Below are 22412 nucleotides of genomic sequence, written 5' to 3' on the forward strand. Positions count from 1 at the left end.
TTCGTTCTTCCCTCTTCCCTCTTCGTTCTTCCCTCTTCCCTCTTCCTACACCGACGGACTCAACGCGGTCGGCGGATTCGTCTCTGAACTCGCGGCTTGTGCGGCCATTTCCTTTAGCCGCTTAATCCGTTCTTCAACAGGCGGGTGCGTCATGAACAGCGTCATCAGCCCTTCCCGCGATAGAGGATTCACGATGAATAGCGGTGCAAAGGCGGGATTGCCGTGGATGGGAACCTTCTGTCCTGTCGCTTCTAGGGCCTCCAGAGCGCGAACCAGTGCCAGGGGATCGCCCGTGATCTCGGCGGCTCCGGCATCGGCGGCAAACTCCCGCGTGCGAGAAATCGCCATCTGGATCAGCCCCGCCGCCATCGGCCCCACCACCAGCAAAAACAAAATTGCCAGGGGATTGTTGCCGCGTCGCCCCGCCCGCGACACCGGGAAATAGAGTGCGCCCAGCGTCAGGATGCGCCCCAGGTAGGTGAGCGATCCGGCCAGGGTTCCCGCCACAGCCTGCGTCAGCGTATCGCGGTTGCGGACGTGGGTGAGTTCATGAGCAATAACAGCATCCAGCTCGTCTGGCGGCAGCAGCTTGATGATGCCTTCGGTGAGGGCGATCGCCGCGTGATTGGGGTCGCGGCCGGTGGCGAAGGCATTGGGCGACTCTGACGGCACGATATACACCGCAGGCATGGGAAGCCCAGCGCGATCGCACAGTTTTTCAATGCGGTCGTACAGCGCTGGAGCCTCTTCTCGCGGCGTGGGCTTGGCCTGAAACGCCGCCAGTGCCGCCTGGTCGGAATAGTACCAGGAGCCGAAGCTGCTCAGCGCCGCAAATGCCAGCCCGTAATAGAGACCCGTTTCATCGCCCACCAGCAAATAGCCCGCCAGCACAATCAAGCCGCTGAGCAAGGCCAGCAGCGCCAGCGTTTTGAACTGATTGATCCCAGCCATAGAACCCTTGTAAATTCGTGTAAATTCGTGTAAACCCGTGTAACTCTACCGTGTAAATCCAGTCAATCGACAGGTTGACTTTCGAGTGTCTATAGCATCGCAGATGCTTGCTCTAGCAGGGTCTATCTGAGGAAAGAATATTAACAGTCGGCAGTCGCCGCCATCCCTTTCCAAAGTGGGACAGGACTTACGCACCGGCAATAAGCTTTCTGGGTTTTGGACGATTTCTCGCGGGTGCAGCTCTTGAGAAATCGTCCCCCTGCGTAAGTCGCTAGAGGGATTCTTAAAGAGGGAGGTGGGGAACTAGGCGCGGGCAGCCGCCTTGGCCGCCAGAGTTGCCAGACCCACACAGAGCAGCGCGTTTAACGCCAAGTATCCACGGGCGATCGCCCCTGTGCCCAATCCCATCACCTGCGGGTCGACCACCGCGCTAATGCCCAAACAGGCCGCCACACCCAGCGTTGCGCCGATGGCCACCCACTTGCCCCAGGCATGGCCCAGCAGCAGCGCCACTAGCCCAAACGGAATCAGTACACTGGCGAAGAGCGGGTTCAGTGCTGCACTGCCGGATATTGCGCCGCCCAGTTCAGGAATCGAGCTACCCAAAAGCCGGAAGGGATATTGCGGCAGGTCGTAGATATAGAAACCCCGGAACGGGAAAAAGCCGCTGCTGCCTGCGACCAGGCCCAGCCCCAGCGACAGGCTCAGCACGGGCACATAGCGCCGCAGCAGCCACGCCAGCAGGTATGACCCCAGCACCATGCCCAGCTTGGGCAACAGCGCCACCGCGCCGCCATCAAACCAGAAGCGCAGGTTGAGATAGCCATTGTCGCGCAGCCAGCGCAGGAAGTCTTTCACGTCCAGATTTTCCTGCTGGGCCAGGCGCACCGCAGCGTTGGCATCCAGCCGGCCTGCGCCGAAGTGGTTGAGCGGGTCTTCCGTAACCTGGCGAGCGGAGGATTTGAGGATTTGGGCGATCGCCTCCGGTTCCGTAATGCCTACGGATTTCACCAGCGCAGCAACAGCGGCAACGTGGGGCGCGGCCATGCTGGTGCCCTGGAAGGCACGAAACACGGGTTCGCCCGTCTCCGGATCGATGGTTTGCTGCAAAATGCCGCCTGCGTCGTTTTCGCCCTCAAACGCGCCGCCCGGTGCAGCAATGTCCACGCCCGCGCCGAAGTTGGAATATGGCGCTTTGGCTCCCGTGGCATCCACGGCCGACACGGCAATCACGTTGCCATAGCGGGCGGGAAATCCGGCGGCGTTGGTGTTGGCGTTGCCTGCCGCAGCCACAATCACCACGCCTTTGCCGTGGGCATAGTCGATGGCATCCCGCATCACGCCCGCGTCGCCACCCCCACCCAGGCTGAGGTTAATTACGTCCGCCCCGTGGTCGGCAGCAAAGCGAATCGCCTCAGCAATGTCCGTTACCGTGCCGCCACCCTCCGCGCCCAGCACCTTCAGCGGCATCAGGCTGGCTTCGTAGGCAATGCCCGCCACGCCGAGATTGTTGTTTGTGGATTGGGCAATTGTCCCGGCGACGTGGGTGCCGTGGCCGTTGTCGTCGATCGCCTCTTCCCGGTCGTTTACAAAGTCGTAGCCGGGGACAAACTTGGTCTGCTGCAAATCGGGCACAGGCGCGATGCCCGTGTCGATGACGGCAATGGTCGTGCCCGCGCCCTTGCTCTCGTTCCAGGCAGATTCCATCTGAAGGGTCTGGAGATTCCACTGTTTGGGATAGTCGGGGTCGTTGGGCACGTCCAGCGTGCGATAGATATAGTTGGGGTCGATGGATTCTGTATAGCGACGCAGGTCAGAGCGGCGGAGCGATCGCAGGGTTTGCTGATCCCCTGGCAAAATGTAAACTTGCTCAGCTTCGGAAAAAGCGCTGTTGAGACGGGGTGTGATGCTGAACTGCTGGGCGATCGCCCCTAGCTGCTGCTCCACTTCTGCCGCCGTCAAGTCATCCCGAAAGTCCAGCACAATCGACTCATACTCGCCCCGACTGCCCAGCCCCGGCACATGACCCAGCGCCAAGATCAGCCCCGCCAAAAACAGCCCAATCCACCACAGCCGTCCCATCGCTCCGACTCCCAGGAAGTGTTTCTTCCTAACGATAGCTCAGGCGCTAGCGGAGTTGGAGGGCGGAGTTAAGAAACGCAACTGAGAAACTTTCGCTTTAATTCGCTTTAATTCGCTCTAAATTGCTTCAAGTCTGGGGTTCAGGATTAACAGCCATTGCAAGCCGGAGGTGCCATCATCGAAGCGCAAAACTCAGCGAAAATGAGAAGTGAGTCCAGCACCCAGACGATTTCTCCACGCTCCCCACTGTTACCAGATCTCGCCCTATGACATCTTCTCCTTTGTTGCCGGATCGCATTGCTCCAGCCCTCGCAGCAAACCTGACACACATCAAGCTGGATCGCGCCAAGCTTGCAGATTTTTGCCAGAAGCACCGCATTCGCAAACTCTCGCTATTTGGCTCCATCCTGCGCGACGATTTTGATCCAGATCGCAGCGATGTCGATTTCCTAGTGGAATTTTTGCCAGAAGCTTGCATTGGATATTTTGAAATTGTTCGTATCGAAAATGAGCTATCTACCATGATTGGTAGGAAAGCGGATCTCAGAACACCTCAGGAACTCAGCCGTTATTTTCGGCAAGAAGTAATTGATGAAGCTGTTACTCAATATGCGCGAACATGACCAAAATTGACGATACAACTCGCCTGCAACATATGCTGGACTATTCCAAAAAAGCCTGCGAATTTACACAGGGTAAAACTCAAGCTGATTTGGAGTCAAACGAAGTGCTAACACTGGCAATCGTTCGGCTGATTGAAATTTTTGGCGAAGCCGCAGCAAACATATCTCCAGAGCATCGGGGAGAGTTTCCAGATATTCCCTGGAGTGAAATTATAGGCGTGAGAAATCGCGTCGTTCATGCCTACTTCGATGTCAACTTTAATATTGTTTGGAATACAGTGACCTACAATTTGCCATCGCTTATTGCTCAGCTCGAAGCTTCTCTCGAATAAGCAGGGTCTTGAGCCATATAGCGGCTAGTTCTCTACGTGCAATTCTGCGTGAACTTGGCAGCTAGATAGGCCAGAGTTGCTTCAAAGCTGCCCCTATTCCCAGTCTCTAAACAATTCGCTTTTCCAGGTATTGCCCAATCATCTGCTGTTCGCCTTCGCGGGTGATGATGGTCTGGCGGGTGCGGTAGAGTTGCCCGATGAGCTTGATTTCCTCCTCGAAGGAGGAGCCTTTGTATTCAGTGCGGAGGCAGAGGGTTTGGGGATTGGTGAAGTAGTAGAGTGCGGTGACGGGCTTGGTGGTGGCAAAGCCGCGATCGCGGTACAGCAGATTTCCCATCGCGCCGAAGAGGGTAGAGCCTCTGGACTGGGTGCGTCCCGATAGCGCTTCGGCACTATTCCAGGCGACCTCCGTGCCGCAGGTGAGGCAGGTGTCATCTTCCAGTTCGTGCAGGCGGGCGAGGTGGCGCAGTTCGTCGCAGCCCTGGGTCAAAAAGCGGACTTGAATCTGGCTGACCATTTCCTTGGTTTCGCCGTCGGGCAGGGTATAGTAGCGCCGCTCAGAGCGCCATTCGCCAGCAGACTGCTGAAAGAATTCGGCAATTTGGGAATCGCCTGCGGTCGTGGTCAAAGAAGGCTGAAACGTCACCGAACTGTCCTCACACTCGCAACTAAGGTTAATAGAGTAAATGGGGAAACCTGCACTTTTGTCAATTCGTGCTTGCGTTTCTGTAATTCTTTTTAATATAACCCAGGGGCCAAGCTTTTAGGGCCCCCTGGATGGGTAATTATTCTCAGCGATCGCCCAGGGATATTGTTCCCATCCAACCCCGAAAAGGGGCAAATCCGGCATGATGTAAGAAGGCCGCTTGTTCTCTGCAATTTAACAACGGGTATGTCATCGTTCAACATTCAGGCACCGTTTGAACCAAAGGGCGACCAACCAAGGGCGATCGCCCAACTCACCGACTACGTGCAGCAGGGACACCGCTACCAAACCCTGCTGGGCGCAACGGGCACGGGCAAAACCCACAGCATCGCTCGTGTGATTCAGAACGTGGGCAAGCCGACGCTGGTGCTGGCCCACAACAAAACGCTGGCGGCGCAGTTGTGCAATGAGCTGCGCGAGTTTTTCCCTGACAACGCAGTGGAATATTTCATCAGCTATTACGACTATTACCAGCCGGAAGCCTATATTCCGGTGACGGATACTTACATTGCCAAAACCGCGTCGATTAACGAAGAAATCGACATGCTGCGCCATTCTGCAACGCGATCGCTGTTTGAGCGCAAAGACGTAATCGTAGTGGCCTCCATTAGCTGCATTTACGGATTGGGAATTCCGGCAGAGTATTTGAACGCATCGGTTCGCTTTGCCGTGGGCATGGAGACGGATCAGCGGCAGATCTTGCGCGATCTCTCCACCGTGCAATATGAGCGCAATGACCTGGACGTGGGTCGGGGCCGATTCCGGGTCAAAGGCGATGTCTTGGAGATTGGCCCGGCCTATGAAGATCGCATCATTCGGATTGAGTTTTTTGGGGACGAAATCGATGCCATTCGCTATATCGATCCAATCACGGGCGCAACGCTGCAAAGCATGGAATCGGTGAACATTTATCCTGCCAAACACTTTGTCACGCCGGAGGATCGGCTAGAGGCGGCCTGCATCGCCATTCAGGATGAACTCAAAGAACGGCTGGCGGAATTGGAAAGCGAAAATAAGTTATTGGAAGCCCAGCGACTGGAGCAGCGTACCCGCTACGACTTAGAAATGCTGCGGGAAGTGGGCTATTGCAACGGCGTGGAAAACTATGCGCGACACTTGGCAGGTCGCCCGGCCGGGTCGCCGCCGGAGTGTTTGCTGGACTATTTCCCCAAGGATTGGCTGCTGGTGATTGACGAATCGCACGTTACGCTGCCGCAGTTGAAGGGCATGTATAACGGCGATCGCGCTCGCAAAACCGTCCTGATCGAACACGGGTTTCGTCTGCCCAGCGCTGCCGACAACCGCCCCCTCAAGGACGAAGAATTCTGGCAAAAAGTGAATCAGTGCATTTTTGTATCAGCCACACCAGGCGACTGGGAGTTGCAGGTGTCGGATGGGGTATTTGAAACAACGGGCGAAGGCAAAGACGCATCGAGTGTTTACCTTCGCGGAACCGGGCGGGTGGTGGAGCAGGTAATTCGCCCGACGGGGGTGCTTGATCCAGAAATTTTTGTGCGTCCGACGGAGGGGCAGATCGATGACTTGCTGGGCGAGGTGCGCGATCGCGTGGAAAAAGGCGAGCGCACGCTGGTCACCACGCTGACCAAACGCATGGCCGAAGACCTGACTGAATATTTGCAAGAGCGTGGTATTCGGGTGCGCTATTTGCATTCCGAGATCAATTCCATCGAGCGGATCGAGATCCTGCAAGATTTGCGTCAGGGGGCGTTCGATGTGCTAATCGGCGTGAACCTGCTGCGGGAGGGATTGGACTTGCCAGAAGTGTCGCTGGTGGCGATTTTGGACGCAGATAAGGAAGGGTTTTTGCGGGCAGAGCGATCGCTCATTCAGACCATTGGCCGGGCAGCGCGGCACGTCCGGGGACAGGCCATTCTCTACGCCGACAACCTCACCGACAGCATGGCCCGAGCCATCGAGGAAACCGAGCGCCGCCGCCAGATCCAGATGGAATACAACGAGAAACACGGCATTACGCCGCAGCCGATCGTGCGTCGCCAAAACAATGCGATTCTCCAATTTCTGGAAGTGTCGCGCCGAGTCAGCGCCCACGAACTGGAGGAAATAATCGACCAGTCGGAGGATCTGCCCCTAGAGAATATTCCCGACCTGATCGTGAAGCTGGAAGCCGAAATGAAGGAAGCCGCGAAGAAGCTAGAGTTTGAAGAGGCTGCTAAAATGCGCGACAAAATCAAGCAATTGCGCGATCGCCTCACGGGTCGTCGTTAGTCCTCAAGTGTAATTAGTGTAAGGTTCAATTTTAATGTCCAGATAAACAATGTCCAGATAAACAATGTCCAGATAAACAATGTCTAAATAAACGACCAAACCTAGTGCAAAGCGGGGGTATCCCACTTTTGTAACCCTCACCCTACATCCCTCTGCCAAAGCGGGAGAGGGACTTCCAATCCGGCTCCCCTTCTCCCAGAGCAGGAGAAGGGGCTGGAGGATGAGGGCAAACTTGCAGAACTGGGATGCGCCCGTTCAAAGCCGCCTCACAAAAGCCGTATCACAATTGCTTGAGAGTTGTCTCTTCGGCTTGTCAGTTGACGGTGAGATCTAGATTCCAAAATGGTTCGTAGACCCATTCGCAACCCGATTCGCCACTCTATTCACACCCACCTCACACCCACGTCACGCCCATGCTCGGACAGTCAAGGTCGTCACAATCCGGGGGTTCTCGATGCAGCGATTTCCCCAAATATTCCATCGTGGTGCCTGTGTACAACGAAGAGGCGAATATTCCAGAGCTATATCGCCGCGTCAGCCGGGTTATGGGGTCGCTGGATGGAGACGCAGAGCTAATTTTGATTGATGACGGCAGCGGCGATCGCACGCTATCCATGCTGCGCGACCTGCATCAGCAAGACCCCCGCGTGCGCTACCTCAGCTTTGCGCGAAACTTTGGGCATCAGACAGCAGTGACGGCGGGGCTGCACTTTGCACGAGGCAAAGCGGTGGTGACGATGGATGCCGACTTGCAAGACCCGCCGGAGCTAATTTTGCAACTGGTGGAACGGTGGCAGGAAGGCTATCAGGTAGTCTACGCCCAGCGGACTCGCCGCAAACAGGAAGGTCTGCTCAAGCGCGGGCTGGCCTACGGCTTTTATCGCATTTTGCGGAAGCTGGCGGATGTGGATATTCCCACGGACACGGGCGACTTTTGCCTGATGGATCGGGCCGTGGTCAACCTGCTGAATCGGATGCCAGAGCGCAACCGCTACATTCGCGGACTCCGCGCCTGGGTGGGCTTTCGGCAGACGGCGGTGCTGTTTGACCGCGACCCCCGGTTTGCGGGCGAGGTGAAGTATACCTTCCGCAAGTCGCTGGCGCTGGCGATCAACGGGCTGGTGTCGTTTTCGATTATTCCCCTGCGGCTTTCGACCTATATGGGCATGGCAGCGGCGGCGATCGCCCTGCTGATGATGGGGCTGGTGATCTACTGGCGCTTGTTTGAACCCAACTCACGGCTGACAGGCTTTGCCACGATCGCGATCGCCGTCTTTTTTCTGGGCGCGGTGCAGTTGATTTGCATTGGCATTCTCGGCGAATACATCGGGCGCATCTACGAAGACGTGCGCGGCCGCCCGCTCTACACCCTGGCCGAGGCAGGTGGCTTCGAGGATTTGCCCCATCCCCAATCCTTCTCGCACGGCGGTTCAGAGCCGTAATCCTCCAACCTGCAACGATTGCGCGAGATAGCCATTGCGCTAATTGTTGCACTGGCTATTTCGCTAATTGTGCTAACTGCGCTAGCTATTGCGCTAGCCATTGCGCTAGCTATTGCGCCACATCCACAGGCTGATTTTCTGAGGCAGCCGAGCTAGCCAGCAGCGCCTCCAGCAGGTTGCCCCGATTGGTGCGAACCGTGTCCACCGTTGCCTTGATGAAGCCTGCAATCGGCACGGCCACCAGCAGCCCCAGCACGCCGCCCACCTTCAGCCCGATATCCAGCGAAATCAGCATCCACACTGGGTTTAGCCCCGTCAACTCGCCCACAATGCGCGGGCCGATCAGGTTTTCGCAAATCTGGATAATCACCGCGCCGACGATCAGCACTTTTACACCCAGCCAAAAGTTTTGCAGCGCCAGCAGGGAACTGACGATCACCAGCGTCGTGCTGCCGCCAAAGGGAATCAGACTGGCCGCACCGATGCCCAGGCCAAATAGCTCTGCCAGGGGAATTCGCAAAATCAGCATTGCCGCCGTTTGCGACAGACCCATGATGGTGGCTAGCGTCGCCTGTCCCACAATGAAGCGCTCAAAGTTTTGCGGTAGCGACTGCCGAATGCGATCGCCCCAGGGCGACGGCAGCCAGCCCAAAATGCCCGCCCAAAGCTGTTCGCCCCGCAGCACCAGGAAAATCGTGAACACCACCGTCAGGAAGATATTCACAATGCTGCCAATGGCGCTAAAGACCAGACTGATGACCTGCGTGGTGAGCGATCGCAGCACGCCCGTCAGCCGCTCGATTTGCTGATTCAGCGTCGTACTCAGGTCTACGGGAATCTGTTGCTCAATGGCCCAGGCTTCCAGAGATTTCAACTGCTGCTGGCCAGACTTCAGCCATTCTGGCAGGCGGGTGAGCAACTCGTTCGACTGGCGCAAAATCAGCGGCACGATAAACACCAGCAGCACGCTCAGCACAATCAGGAACAGCAGAAACACGACTCCGACAGCGATGCTGCGCCGCACACCGCGCTGCTGCAAAAAGCGGATGGGATAGTCCAGCAAGAAAGAAACGAGCGTTGCGGCAATCAGGGTGCTGATTAGCGGCTGGAGCCACTGGGCAAACAGCAGCAGCAGCCAAGCGTTGAGAAACACGACGGGGAAAATCAGCCCAATCGTAAAAATGCGGGGTAATCGACTCAACGACTCAAGCATGAGGGACGCAGTGGCAAAAACCAGAAGTTAGGGCGCTTCTGATGATCCTATCGCGATGTCGCTCTGTTCGTCCGACTCGACGACGCTTGTGTCGATGTCCACGCTGCCCGGTGTGGGAATGGCGCGATAGAGAAACCGAATCGTGTCGCGCTCATCAAAGCGATCCAGTTCGTGGCGGACATCTTCTTCGCTGGGCGCAGTGACTTGCATCAAAAAAGGCAGCAGCTTGAACGTGGGCGTATAGGTGAAAAAGTAGCCGCCATGCACGTCGATGCGCCCTGTTAGATAGAAGAACGTGTTAATCGCATCGATGGGAATCGCGGTGAATGGGTTGAGCTCCAGGGCAACCGCGTTCACGCCCTTCATCTTGGAGCAGTCCAGGTAGCTGAAATTTTCAAACAAATCGTAGGCAGACGTGGGACGCACCGCCTGACGAGTCAAAATTGCGCTGCGAATCAGCAAAATCTTAAGCTGCTCTCGGCGGCGCTTGCGGCGGGGCGTTTTTTGAATTTCTTTCTCTGGGTTGGGCGGCAAAAACACGTTGCCCAGGCGCAGACCTGACATTTCCACGCTGGGTTCGCTAAACCAGTTGCCCAGGGTGGAGAGATAGCGCAACACAATGTCGCGATCGCTCGACATTAGGTAAATCTGCTCGCAGCGGCGAATGGCAGAGCGGACGTAGTTGTTTCGCCCTTCCCGCAGCAGCTCCAGGGGAATATCGGGCGAGGCCAGGATCAGCTTGCCCAGCTTGAGGCAATCGCCCAGTCCATCGTCATTGGATTCCTGGTCATCTTTGCCAAAGCGATCCGACAGCACCCGCAGCACGTTCACCAGCACCAGCCCGCCCATGCTGTGGCCAATCAGGTTCACCAGTTTGCGATCGCGCTTGAGGGCCAGTTGGGCCCGGTCGTCACGTTCCGACAGCCGCATATCCCGGAGCATGAGGCGCTTGAGCGACTTGTCTAGCCGCCAGAAAAACTCTGCTAGATCCGGTGCGCCGTAGTGAATCGCCCGGTAGCGATCGCGCTGATAGACCACCGACCGCAGCAGCATCAGCAGCGACAGCCACAGGAAAAAGACCCCAGCGGCGATCGCCAGATGCCACTGCGGCCCCACATCCTGCACGAGGTCGATCTTTTCGGCAAGCTCGGTCATGCCGATCAGCACCACGCTGGGAATGAAGCTGAGCAGCAGCAGGCTACCCAGGAATTTCATTAAAATTTCCAGATTGCTCATCGAGTCGCGCATCAGCCCCCGGTTAAACACGGGCTGTTCGCTGGGCCAGTGATAGCCGATATAGAGATGGTCTTCGCCCAGCGTGTCGGTGGGTTCCGCGCCAGGCTTGGGGCGGGCAAAGAGGTAATTCGCCTCGTCTGCCAAAAACTTGTAGAAGCCGCTCGCTGGGTTGGCGTAGCCGTGGGTTCGCAGCGTCAGGGCGCGGACTTTGCGCTGATGGATGATTTCCGCCAACTCATCCACGTTAAACAGCGGGCGAAACAGCTTGGGATTGGGGAGCGATCGCTCGACTGCCAGCGACACCGATGCCGTGCTGACGACCAGAAACGTGTTTTGGGTACACCATTCGCCGCATTCGCCCTCTGTGCCCGCCTGCCCCAAATAGCGATATACCTCAAAATTTCGCCCGATCGCCTTGGTAAACTCGCGCCGCTTCCAGTGGTTGAGCGTGTTGATCACATAATCTTCATCGACGCGCTTGCAAAAGCCAGGGTAGCGCTCCTGGCACTGGGCCCAGTCAAACGCCTGAGCGTAGGCTTTGAGTTCGTCGTGGAGGGCATGGGCGATCGCCCTGGGGTCGGCTTTTCCCTGATACACTGCGGGATCTGCGTCATACATCGGCTCGTAGGCAAGCTGCACGATTCGCGCCTTGGCCCACCAGTCCGAAAAAGGAGCCGCGTTTGCCACAATGCCCCCCAGCCAGCGCTGGTCATTGGCACAGGCCTCACGCCCCGCTGGCGACTCTGCCCAGCGATAGGGCAGCGCCTCCTCTAGCTGTGTTGCACCCATGAAGGTTCTCCTTCTGCGACCGTTGGTGCTCCAGACCGTGGTTGATCCGGAGAGTGATCCAGAACTCGCGGCAGCTTAAAATTCCGCGCCAGGATATTCCCGAAATTTTAGAACCATGCGTCTGGTCTGGTGCAAGAAGTTAACAAAGCCTTAGGTCGGCACTCAGGCTTTGGAATGAGGCAGCTTGACCTGAGTCGCTAGCCCCAGCTTTTGCAGCAGGGCGATCGTCGCCCAGGTGAGGTCAAGCTCCCACCAGGCCAGCCCGTGGCGGGCGGAATACTGGAAGGCGTGGTGGTTATTGTGCCAGCCTTCGCCGTAGGTCAGCAGGGCCACCCACCAGCAGTTGGTCGAGCGATCGCCCGAATCATAGCTGCGATAGCCAAAGCGATGGGTGGCGCTGTTCACCAGCCAGGTGCAATGATAGACCACCACCAGCCGCACAAACACGCCCCACACCACAAACGGCCAGCCGCCCAGCAGATAGAGCAGCCCACCAAACGCCACCTGAATCCAGAAAAACTGGCGCTGAAAGAATTGATAAACCGGATCGTCTGCAATGTCGCGGGTGTAGCGGTCGGTTTCGGCCATGGCGGGCACGTCGTAAAACATCCAGCCCATGTGGCTCCACCAAAAGCCGCGCCCAGAATCGTGGTGGTCGCGCTCTTGATCCGAATGGACATGATGATGGCGGTGCAGCCCCACCCACTCCAGCGGGCCGCCCTGCATACTCAGCGTGCCAAAAAACACCAGCAGATATTCCAGCCACTTGGGCACCTGAAAGCTGCGGTGGCTAACGAGCCGATGCCAGCCCAGGGTGATGCCCAATCCGCCTGTCACCCAATGCAGAAAGACGAGGAGGGCGATCGCCCCCCAGTTAAACATTCCTGGCAACAGCGCCAGCAGCGCCCCCAAATGCACGCCCACCATAAACAGCAGGACGACGTATCGGGGCTTTTGTCGAGTCAACGGAGCAATAGTCATAAAATCCAACGAAAACTGTATAAAGGGTCAGGGGTCAAGGGGCTAGGGGTTTGGGCTGAGGAGCAGGTCACATGCGCTTGGCTAAGCCGCTAGATGAGCCGCTAGATGAGCAACTAGTGGGGCAATTAGCGGGGCAACTAGATGGGCAGCCCAAAATCGCCAATCTAAAATCCAAAATTGGCACAGGCGCATCCACTCCGCCCCAAGCTCATCATTTCGGGGAATGGTCGCTGGGTCAAGGAAAGCCCGCCACACACAGGAATACTAGCGGGAAGATTGGCACAGAGTCGGATACAAACTGGGGTGCAAACTGGGGTGCAAACTGGGGTGCAAACTGGGGCGCGAATTGGGGTGTGAACTGGGGCGTGAACTGGGGCGCGAATTGGAGCGCAGATAGGCACTGCAAATTGGGCGCATCCCAGTTCTGCAAGATTGCCCTCATCCCCCGGCCCCTTCTCCCAAAACGGGAGAAAAGGAGCCAAATCGGAAGTCCCTCTCCCAAAGCGGGGGAGGGATTTAGGGTGAGGGGTACAAAAGTGGGATGCACCCTCCAAATTACCCCGTGCAACAAATGCAGCAGACTGCAACCGCGCAGGCAGATCGAAACGAGAAGAATCCAAGAAAGACCTAATTTTTAGAGATAAACTGACTCAGCGAGAGAAGGGCAAAGGACGCGATCGCCGCACTCGCGAACCGTCAATCGTGTGGATTTCCTGGTCTTCCAAAATCGTGCGAACCCGATTGGACTGGGCCAGTACGGGAATGCCTGCCGCGTCAATTTCGACTGGAACTGCGCCAACCGCGTCGGGAGAGGGCGCAAGCAAATTGGCGTGAAAGGCTTCCAAAATGGGGCGAATCTCCTCCAGAGAGCGCTGGGCGGCTGCGCGAATGCGGGCGATCGCCGCTTGTCGTTCCTCTGGCGTTTGGCGGCGGGCTGGGGCAGGCGGCATCGGGCTACCTGGCCCTCGTCCAACCTCAGAGCGATCGGTTTCCAGCATCACCACCGCCCGAATTTTCTGCTGAGGCTTCAGATGCTCCAGCCGTGCGCCAAATTCTGGGCTGATTTTGGACAGATGCTTGGGTGAACCAACGCGAATTTCAGGCTCGATAGGTTTAGTCTCTTTAGTTTCATTTCTAGGCTCGATTCTAGGCTCGATTTCAGGCGCGTTGTTTCTAGCCAAGCTATCTTGAACGCGATCTTGAACACGCTCTTGAGCGCGATCGCCCTGACGACCTGTGCCATGACTGACGCTTTCCCGACCCTCTCGATAAGCGGCATGGCAACCCAGTAAAGCCTCCGTCTGCGGCATAGGCGAAGACTCCAGAGAACCTAGAGAACCTACATCGCGATTCAACCAGCCGTCCGTATCTCGCAGCGCGTCTGCCATAGCTCAGCCAACCTCAAGCTCACCTTGGAAACGGAGACAATGATCTGCAACCCAAGTGTGTTCCTTCAGCCTATCCGAAAACTCAAAGCAATGACAGAAACTTCAGAAAACTCTGCCAAGCGCAGTATGACGCAAGACAGAAGGTTCCGCAAGGCAGCGCATCCAGCAAATTAACCTTCCCACTGCGTATGTCTATGAAACTCCTATGAAGAACTGAAGTTTTGGCTAGAAATTCGCTAGGAATTCAGCGCTTTGAGCGCTTCTAGCGGCTGAATCAGTCCATAGCCCCAGCGATTGTCGGGACGATATTTGTCGCCATCGGGATGTTTGGCGGTCTGGCAGAGGGCTTCTAGGATTGCGGTCGTGGGTACGTCGGGCTTGGCGGCCATCAGCAGGGCGATCGCCCCAGAAACGTGCGGTGTAGCCATCGAAGTACCATCCATCACGGCATACTCGTGCCCTTCCGATTCGCCCTCCGGCGGAATGCAAGAATACACATTGCAGCCAGGGGCAACGATATCGGGCTTCGTCACCAGTTGATGGTTGGGGTCGGGATAGACCAGACTGGCTCCGCTGCTGAAAAAGGCGACATCGGCTCGGTTGCGAGACATGCGACCCACCGCGCCGACCGCAAAGGCGCTGTAGGCATTCCCTGGAGAACAAGAATTGCCGTGGTTGCTGTTGCCAATCGCCACCACTGAGGCAATCCCATACTGCTGCATCAGTTCCTCAAAAATCAGCCCAAATCGGGGGTCGTAGTAACTGAACCCAAGGGACATATTGATCACCTGCGCTCCGTTTTCCACCGCCCACACGAGGCCGCGCACTAGGGCGATCGTTGTGCCAGAGCCGTTCAGCACACTGCCCACTACCAAGTCGGCCTCTGGCGCAACCCCAATGGCGAGTCCTTGCGGCGTTTGCCCCCCTGCGATCGTGCCGCAGACGTGCGTGCCGTGCTGGTCGCTGTCGAAGCTGGCCGAGGTCTTAATCGTGCGGCCGAGTGGATCGATCACCACAAACTCTTTCACGCGATCCTGAAGCGCCGGGTGTTCGCCATAAACGCCCGTATCCAGCACGGCCACGCGCACGCCCGCGCCCTTGGTAGTTTCCCACAGTTCGGGAATTTCCAGATATTGCAGACCCCAGGTTGCGCCCTGCTCTAGCTCTTGGCGATCGGGCAACTCGTAGGACACATCCTGCGGCTGGATCAGCCTAACGCGCTGGTTGGGCAAAATGGCAACCACGTTGGGATGGCGGGCCAGCATGGGCAGGGAACTGCGGGTTACCTCGACGGCTGCCACCGGCAAGGCTCCAGAGCCAATCTGGGCGATCGCTGGTTCTTCGTGGCTCTGGAAATGCTTTGCTCCCTGGGTCTGATAGCTCTCAAACAACTGCGCCTGGATCGCCTGCTGATGCTTGGCCCGCTCTTTGAGATAGCTTAGGCGCGTTTTGTTGCTTCGCAATTCCTCCAGCGTCGGCAAGTCTTCTAGCTTGGGAGATTCGTAGATGACGATTGCATCGATCTTTTCGTTGGATTTTCGCTCGGCAAGCAGCGGGTCAAAGGCAGGCGAGATCTTATCTTCGATGCTCATCGGTTATGAACCTCCCCTTCTGGTTCGCTGGTGTCCTAGTTCGTCGCCCAGTGTTGTAGCAAAACCGGGCACAGTCGGCTTTTGCAATGCATGTCCCCAATGCAAGCCCTGTAGTAATCTTCATCAGCGCGATCGCCCATCCCGGTGGTTTTACGGAGTTTTTGGGCGATCGCCCCACTCTGCATTACACAGGAGCAGTTGATACTATTATATGATATCAACTAAATCTGGATTGCGGGTTCTCTCTGCTACTCCAGTCCCGAACCGAATTCCCCAGCCCTGCCATGCACCTGTATAGTAGCGATCGCCGCTCGAATCTGACTGGCGGGCCCGTCCCCCCAGTTCTGATGGCGACATTTGGTGCAAGATAGTTCCCCTACAAAAACAAGTCGGCTTCTGGCCGTTTTCTGGCAATTTCGGGAGGCTGTTCGGGTATTAATCGGAACTCAGGTTGAGGAGCCGACCTGGGTCGAGTCGGGTGAGGCGGTGGCTGCTTCCGAGGGGGCAGTTTCCGGCGATTTGCTGCGCCAGAGCCAGCTTGTGATCAGGTGCGACAGCAGCCCCATCGGCCCAGCAAACAGGCACAGCGCCAGGGAATGCACCGTCCACACGCCTGTCCGCTGTCCTTCCCAATAAATCCAGCGCCCCACAAACAAATCCATCACCAGATAATGCACCCAGCCCGTCGCGGCGATCGCCTCATTGCTAAATAGCCGCGCAATGTCTGCAAGCTGGGCACTGGCAAACTCTTCAGCAGATGTAGTTGTGAGATTGCTGGCAAACAGGTACACATACAGCCCCGCCAGCGCCACAAAGGGCAGGTAGGACTGCATCACTCGGCGCGTCACACCCCAGTTGGGCAAGAAAATCATCAGCGCCCAGAAGGGCAGCACGAAGAGGTTCGCAGCGTTAAAAAGGAGTTCGAGCATGATGGGTGACGAGTGGGTGACGGGTTGGGGAGAGCAAAAAAAGGGACGAGAACCGGAATGGGGAGACGCGATTTCACACCCCCACGCCGCGAATCGAGCAATCGAGCAACTGCATCGGATGCAGCACAGGAACCGACTTTCCCTGGCGTTCCAGGTGGCGGCTGATTTGCACGAAGCAGCCGATGTTGGCGGAGGCAATGACCGATGCGCCCGTGTTGAGCAGATTAGTGACTTTTTGCCGCCCCAGTTCCTCGGCCACTTCGGGTTGCAGAATGTTGTACACGCCCGCGCTGCCGCAGCAGAGGGCCGCATCGATGGGTTCCCGAAGCTGCACGCCGGGAATTTGCCGCAAAAGCTGGCGCGGTTGCAGGCTAATCTTCTGCCCATGCAGCATGTGGCAAGCGTCTTGATAGACCAGCGTCAGCGGGTCGTCTTGCAGGGGATGCAGCGGGGCCGTTAGCCCGACTTCGGCGAGAAATTCCTGTACGTCTTTGACGGTTTGCACAAAGGCTTGAGCGCGATCGCCATAGGCCGCATCCCCTTTCAAAATGTGCCCGTATTCCTTCAGCGTGTGCCCACAGCCAGAAGCGTTGATTAGCACAAAATCCACCTTTGCCCGCTCGAAGGTGTCGATCATCTGCCGGGCCAGGTCTTGGGCCTGCTGCTCTTGCCCCTGATGGTGCGACAGTGCGCCGCAGCAGCCCTGCGCTGGGGGAATCACCACGTCGCAGCCATTGGCCGTCAGCACGCGCACCGTCGCGTCGTTCACCTCTGGGTTAAATAACCGCTGCACACAGCCGAGAATCAGCCCGACGCGATACCGCGCCTTGCCCTGAGCAGGGACAAATTCTGGCAGGCGATCTTGAAACGCTTGGGGCGAGAGGGGCGGTAATAGTGCCTCCATAGCCGCAAGCTGGGGCGCAAGTTGGGGCAAAATGCCGAGCGATCGCACGAGTTTTTGCAAACCCGATTTTTGGTATAACCCCACGGGCCGCATCAGCAGTCGCATTCGGCTGGGATAGGGAAACAGCGAAAAGATCAGGCGGCGCAGCAGACGCAGGGGGAGCGATCGCTCGAAGTTGCGCTCGATCTGCGGGCGCGTCGCGGCGATCAGCTTGTCATACTGCACCCCAGAGGGGCAGGTGGTGACGCAGGCCAGACATCCCAGACAGCTATCAAAATGCTGTACCGTGCTGGCCGCCAGCGGCGCATCGCCCTCATTAATCGCGTCCATCAGGTAGATTCGGCCGCGGGGCGAGTCGGTTTCCTTGCCGATCACCCGATAGCTGGGGCAGGTCGAGAGGCAAAACCCGCAGTGGACGCAGGCATCAATCAGCTTGGGGTCGGGCGGCTCCTGCGCGTCGAACCCCGGCAGGTCGGCCGTCGGGTCGAGGTTGCTAAAGGAGAGATTGCTAAGGGAAATGGACGGCTCAGAGGTTTGCATAGGGAAATGGGCAATGATCTGAAAAGTCAACCCCGGTTCGAGTTGCAGAGGGTTGGGCAGCGTCAATCTGGACTCATCCTCCCGGACTCATCCTCATCTCATCCTCAGTATGAGCCAACTTGAGGCAAATCAGCGTGCCGCTTGCCTTCTAAGATACAAGGGATAGGCGAAGGGGAGCCACGAACGAGATAAGCGCAATCCACAAACACCCCCACTCAATCCCTCTTCCCTCTTCGTTCTTCCCTCTTTGTTCTTCGTTCTTCGTTCTTCGTTCTTCCCTCTTCCCCCATGCCCCCTCTCGACTACGACCTGATCATCCTCGGCGGCTCTCTGGCAGCGCGAGAAGCGGCGATCGCCGCACGAATGCTACAGGCGCGGGTGGCGCTGGTGGAGCCGGATGAGGCCGAGGCGGCGCTGCGGCAAGACTGGCAGCATCAGGCGTGGATACAGATTGGGCGCTTGATAGAGGGGCGATCGCGCTTGGCGCAGATGGGACTGTCGGCGTTTTCATCGCCGCCTGCGTGGGCAGCGGTGCGGCAATGGGCAGAGGTCGTAGCAACCGACCTGGCAGAAGAGACCTCGCTCTCGCAGGTAGCAGCGGCGGGCGTGGATGTGGTGGTGGGGCAGGGCGAATTTTTTCGACGGCCGCATCTGGGCGTGCGGGCAGGAGAGCGGACGCTGCGATCGCGGGCGTATTTGCTGGCTCCAGGGAATCGGGTGCGTCCGCTAGAGGCTGGGAACTTCAATGGGAACTTCAACGCCATGGCCGAAATGAAGACCCTTGCCCAGACTCCGGCAGAGTTTTGGCATCCTGACCGTTCTCAACTGCCTGGGCGAATTGCCGTTTGGGGAGAGGGCGCACGGGCCGTAGAGCTGGCGCAAGCGCTGCATCGCCTGGGCAGCCAAGTGACGCTGCTGCTGGATTTGGCCGCGAATGCTGTAAGCCACAGCGGGCTTCCTGGTGGACGGTTGCCCCCCGCCTCGCGGAGCCGGATTGCCTGCCTCGATGCTGACCTCCGCCGCCTGCTGCTGGCCTCGCTGGAGGCAGACGGCATCGCAATCTACCCAACAGACACGCTGACCCAGGTTCATACCCACGCCAGAACCGTGAAGCTGGCGTTGCCAGACGGAGCGCAGACTGTGGATTGCCTGCTAAATGCAGGGGAGCCTGTGCCCGACTGGGACGGGCTGAACCTGGAAGCGGCGAATATTCGCCTAGAGGCAGACGGGCTGCGAGTTTACCCGACACTGCAAACCTTTAATGCGCGAATCTTTGCCTGCACCAGTCCCAGCGCCGCTCGCCAGCAGGCCCAGCTTGCCGTCCGCAATGCCGTGTTTTTGCCCAATCGCCATCTGCGCCCGGAACTGCTGCCGATGGTGATTGCAACGCAGCCTGCGATCGCCAGCATCGGGCTGACCGAAGCCGAGGCCCGCGATCTTGCTCTGCAACGCTGGCGCGATTGCCACGGAACCGAGGTGGTCGTGCAAACGCTGCCGTTCCAGCTCAACCCCAAAGCGCCCATGCAGGCAGCCCCCACCGGATTCTGCAAACTCATCGCCCGCCGCAATGGCCGCATCCTTGGCATCCACCTGGCGGGGCTGGATGCGGAAGAAGCGCTGTCTACGGCGGCGATCGCCCTCCAGGAACACTGCCGCGTGCGATCGCTCGCCCAACTCCCCGTCGCCTCCCCCAGCACCGCAGAAATCTTGCGGCAAACGGCGATCGCCTGGCAGCAGCAGCGCCTCGCCCAGCAGCCCCGCCTGCAAGACTGGCTCGAAACCTGGCAAGAAATTCGGCGATCGCGCTCCCGCTGGACACAGCTTTAGCCGCTTTCCCAGCAGAGACGCATAAAAATGCACCGTTGAGACACAGGCCCAGCGCCCATCTCAACGGTGACTCCATCAATCCTGGAATTTGAATCAGGGCAGAGAATCCCTAGGCAACGATGGCAAAGTTGATGCCCTCCATCCAGGGCGTACCCGCCAGCGAAGCAAACTTGCCGCCTGCGCCCAGCCCGTTGGCACTGCCGTTTTGGTTATAGAACAGGGCACCTGTGGACTGGTTATAAACGATGAAGGCGCGGCTTCGTCCCGCAGCGCGATCGCTATTCACCACGGCAAACTCATTGGCCTTGCTAAACCCATCGCCCACGCTGCTGGTTAACGTGGTAAACACGCGCTTGCTAAGGACAATCTGATCGCCTTCAAACCATTTGAAATCAGCGATTGTATCCACGCCGAAAGTGGCTGCCGAAAAGGGACTCGTGCCGCGAAACTCGAAGCGATCGCTCCCTTCGCCGCCGTTCAGCGTGTCGTTGCCGCGCCCCCCAATGAGGCGATCGCTGCCCACATCCCCCAACAGCCGATCGGCCCCGTCGCCTCCTTCCAGGATGTCGTCGCCCTGGTTGCCTTCCAGCAGATCGCGGCCGGCCTGCCCCTTCAGGCTATCGTCACCCCGTCCGCCCCGCAGTTCGTTGTCGCGGAGGTTGCCGCGAATCTCATCATCCCCGTCGCCGCCAAAGACGTTTTCGATCAGGGTTCCGTCGGCGATCTTCAGCGTCGTACCCGCAATCAGGCTATTCGCCCCTGGGGCCAGGTCAATTTCCAGATTCGAGGTCACCGCCGCACAGTTGAGCGTGTCGGTGCCTGCGGTGTCGGTCAGCGTCGTGCGGTTGGCATCCGCGCTGAACTTGCCAAACTCGTTGGTGTAGATATACGTGTCGTCCTCGCTGAGCGCGTCGCCGTAGAGCTTCAGCGTCCAACTATTGAGAATGCCCGTATCCAGCCCAAACTCGTCGGTAATACTCAGCGTCCAGTCGCCCACACCCGTCTCGCCCCAGTGGTGGGTACTGCTCAGGGTGAATTTGATTTCTGTGTCGAAGCTAAAGGGATTGGCCACCAGCACGCTTTCGGTGCCGTCGGGCGAAGTCAGCACAATTCGCAGATCGCCTAGATAGGTATGCTCCAGATCCAGCACCACCTCGATCTGGTCAATCTTCAGGCCCTCCGTAATCGTAATGGAGTCGCTGACCGTATCCAGGTCAAGGATCTCCAGGTCTGGCGTGCTGGTGGCGCTCACGACCTGCTCATTGTCGAAGGTACTCTGGGCCGTCCAGGTTTCCGCCAAGCGCACGGCCGCATGGGCATCCACCAGCCCAAATCCATAGTCATGGCTGACATGCAGCCCGCCGCCGTTCCAATTCTTTGCGCCGTTAAACGACCAGCCCAAATCGGTCGCGTCGGTCTGGCGAGCCGAGTAGGCCAGAATTTCCTGCACATCCCGATAGCCCAAGGACGAGTTGGCTTGCAGCATCAGCGCCACCACCCCGCTGACGATGGGGGCAGAGGCAGAGGTGCCGCCAAAGTTGCTAGTGTAGTCGCCGGGGTCGTCTCCTGGCCGTCCCGATAGGTCAGTGGTAACAATACCGTCGTCAAATTCCCCACCGGGCGCAGACACCAGCAGGTTCGCTCCTGGCGAACTGTAGAAGGTGTATTCCCCGAAGTGGTTGATCGCCCCAACGGCAATCGTGAAGCGAGAGTTTTCCAGGTTGTGATAGTTGGCGTTGTCGCCAAAAATGCGCCCGTTTCCGCCCGCAAACACGACCACCGTTCCCAACCCGCCGCGCCCGTTTTCGGCAGCGTTTTGCAGCGCATTGCCAAAGCCTTCGTAGGCAGGGGTAGAGAAATTGTCATAGAACGGGAAGACGTAGCCCCAGCTATTGTTCACCACGTCAAAGTTGGCGGCTCGGTACAGCGCCGCTGTGGTCTGGGTGATGAAATCTGACTCGTCGAGCGTCCAAAAATCGAGCCGCAGCGCCGAAATACTGGCCTCTGGCGCAACACCCACCCCACCAACCGCGTTGGCAGAAGCGGCGATCAGCCCTGCTACCGAGGTTCCGTGAGAGTCAAATATAGATCCGGGCGCGGGGTCTCCGTCGTTTTCGGCGGCATCCAGTTCCAAATCGCTGTTGTAATTCAGGAACAGGTCGTCGTGGATATATTCCACACCGTCGTCGATGATGCCGACGTTCACACCCGCGCCTGTGTAGTCTTCCCAGACGTTTGCGATATTGATGTCGATTCCGGGCAAGCCGCCAGTTTGTCCGGTGTTAACTAGGTGCCATTGGTCAGAAAAGAGCGGGTCAAGCGGCGGATTGCTGAGGAGACTTGCAGTATTGAATGGAGCAGACGGAACAGACGGAGCAGGCTGAACTTTGCGGAGCTGAAACGGGCGGAGCGGAGTCGTCGATCCAGAGGGGGCAGTGGACTTAGACATAGGTATAGACCAGGTAATAGATGCGGTAAATCAGGTTTGTCCGTATCGTCAAGCTAGCCTGGAGCCTTGCCAGAAGAGATTCTGCGAGATTTCTTAGTCGGATTTCTTAGTCAGATTTCTTAGAGAGTGTTTGAAAAGGTATCGCCTGTAATGTTAAGCACTCAGAGATCCCCCCTAGCCC

General features: G+C 57.8%; 17 protein-coding genes. 5 read left to right on the forward strand and 12 right to left on the reverse strand.

The genetic code is table 11. The features are described from left to right. Window positions 1-45: 45 nt before the first annotated feature. A complete protein-coding gene (locus IGS51_RS10155; protein ID WP_297078292.1) occupies window positions 46-951 on the reverse strand; it encodes a M48 family metalloprotease in 906 nt (301 codons plus the stop codon). Window positions 952-1254: 303 nt separating this feature from the next. Then, window positions 1255-3033, reverse strand: a complete 1779-nt coding sequence (locus IGS51_RS10160; protein WP_297078293.1) for a S8 family peptidase — start codon at window positions 3031-3033, stop codon at window positions 1255-1257. Window positions 3034-3299: 266 nt separating this feature from the next. Between IGS51_RS10160 and IGS51_RS10165 the strand changes: the two genes are divergently transcribed. Both IGS51_RS10165 and IGS51_RS10170 read left to right on the forward strand, forming a co-directional pair. Then, complete coding sequence (locus IGS51_RS10165; protein ID WP_297078294.1) at window positions 3300-3656, forward strand: nucleotidyltransferase domain-containing protein; 357 nt, start codon at window positions 3300-3302, stop codon at window positions 3654-3656. After that, window positions 3653-3988 (forward strand): DUF86 domain-containing protein, encoded by a 336-nt coding sequence (locus IGS51_RS10170; RefSeq protein ID WP_297078295.1) that lies wholly within the window; start codon window positions 3653-3655, stop codon window positions 3986-3988. The genes IGS51_RS10165 and IGS51_RS10170 overlap by 4 nt, the downstream gene beginning before the upstream one ends. 106 nt (window positions 3989-4094) lie before the next feature. Here IGS51_RS10170 and IGS51_RS10175 read toward each other — a convergent pair whose 3' ends face one another. Beyond that, on the reverse strand, window positions 4095-4634 hold the full coding sequence (locus IGS51_RS10175; protein WP_297078296.1) for a phycobiliprotein lyase: 540 nt from the start codon (window positions 4632-4634) through the stop codon (window positions 4095-4097). A 246-nt stretch (window positions 4635-4880) separates the two neighbouring features. Here IGS51_RS10175 and uvrB point away from each other — a divergent pair, with 246 nt between their 5' ends. Continuing rightward, the gene (gene uvrB, locus IGS51_RS10180) at window positions 4881-6941 is read left to right on the forward strand and encodes an excinuclease ABC subunit UvrB (protein WP_297078297.1); all 2061 of its coding nucleotides are present in this window, start codon (window positions 4881-4883) and stop codon (window positions 6939-6941) included. Between the two features lie 413 nt (window positions 6942-7354). Further along, window positions 7355-8383, forward strand: a complete 1029-nt coding sequence (locus IGS51_RS10185; protein ID WP_297078298.1) for a glycosyltransferase family 2 protein — start codon at window positions 7355-7357, stop codon at window positions 8381-8383. Between the two features lie 109 nt (window positions 8384-8492). Here the strand turns inward: IGS51_RS10185 and IGS51_RS10190 are convergent, their stop codons facing one another. The 8 genes from IGS51_RS10190 to IGS51_RS10225 form a co-directional block, all read right to left on the reverse strand. Further along, window positions 8493-9596, reverse strand: a complete 1104-nt coding sequence (locus IGS51_RS10190; RefSeq protein ID WP_172357800.1) for an AI-2E family transporter — start codon at window positions 9594-9596, stop codon at window positions 8493-8495. Window positions 9597-9623: 27 nt separating this feature from the next. After that, on the reverse strand, window positions 9624-11621 hold the full coding sequence (locus IGS51_RS10195) for an alpha/beta hydrolase (RefSeq protein ID WP_297078299.1): 1998 nt from the start codon (window positions 11619-11621) through the stop codon (window positions 9624-9626). Between the two features lie 162 nt (window positions 11622-11783). Continuing rightward, window positions 11784-12602 (reverse strand): fatty acid desaturase, encoded by an 819-nt coding sequence (locus tag IGS51_RS10200; RefSeq protein WP_297078300.1) that lies wholly within the window; start codon window positions 12600-12602, stop codon window positions 11784-11786. 235 nt (window positions 12603-12837) lie between these two features. Next, a complete protein-coding gene (locus IGS51_RS10205) occupies window positions 12838-13044 on the reverse strand; it encodes a hypothetical protein (protein WP_297078301.1) in 207 nt (68 codons plus the stop codon). 208 nt (window positions 13045-13252) lie between these two features. Next, window positions 13253-13990, reverse strand: a complete 738-nt coding sequence (locus IGS51_RS10210) for a hypothetical protein (protein ID WP_297078302.1) — start codon at window positions 13988-13990, stop codon at window positions 13253-13255. A gap of 236 nt (window positions 13991-14226) precedes the next feature. Beyond that, on the reverse strand, window positions 14227-15582 hold the full coding sequence (locus tag IGS51_RS10215; protein WP_297078303.1) for a S8 family serine peptidase: 1356 nt from the start codon (window positions 15580-15582) through the stop codon (window positions 14227-14229). Window positions 15583-16028: 446 nt separating this feature from the next. Beyond that, window positions 16029-16514: an ABA4-like family protein gene (locus tag IGS51_RS10220; protein ID WP_367279306.1), complete on the reverse strand. Its 486-nt coding sequence runs from the start codon at window positions 16512-16514 to the stop codon at window positions 16029-16031. Window positions 16515-16584: 70 nt separating this feature from the next. Then, window positions 16585-17955 (reverse strand): heterodisulfide reductase-related iron-sulfur binding cluster, encoded by a 1371-nt coding sequence (locus IGS51_RS10225; protein ID WP_297078305.1) that lies wholly within the window; start codon window positions 17953-17955, stop codon window positions 16585-16587. Between the two features lie 288 nt (window positions 17956-18243). Between IGS51_RS10225 and IGS51_RS10230 the strand changes: the two genes are divergently transcribed. Continuing rightward, window positions 18244-19782 (forward strand): FAD-dependent oxidoreductase, encoded by a 1539-nt coding sequence (locus IGS51_RS10230; protein WP_297078306.1) that lies wholly within the window; start codon window positions 18244-18246, stop codon window positions 19780-19782. 109 nt (window positions 19783-19891) lie between these two features. On the opposite strand, the gene IGS51_RS10235 is transcribed toward IGS51_RS10230, so the two are convergent. Next, complete coding sequence (locus tag IGS51_RS10235) at window positions 19892-22231, reverse strand: S8 family serine peptidase (RefSeq protein WP_297078307.1); 2340 nt, start codon at window positions 22229-22231, stop codon at window positions 19892-19894. Between the last annotated feature and the right edge of the window lie 181 nt (window positions 22232-22412).

The organism is Thermoleptolyngbya sp. M55_K2018_002 (assembly GCF_015295965.1).
GTDB lineage: Bacteria > Cyanobacteriota > Cyanobacteriia > Elainellales > Elainellaceae > Thermoleptolyngbya > Thermoleptolyngbya sichuanensis.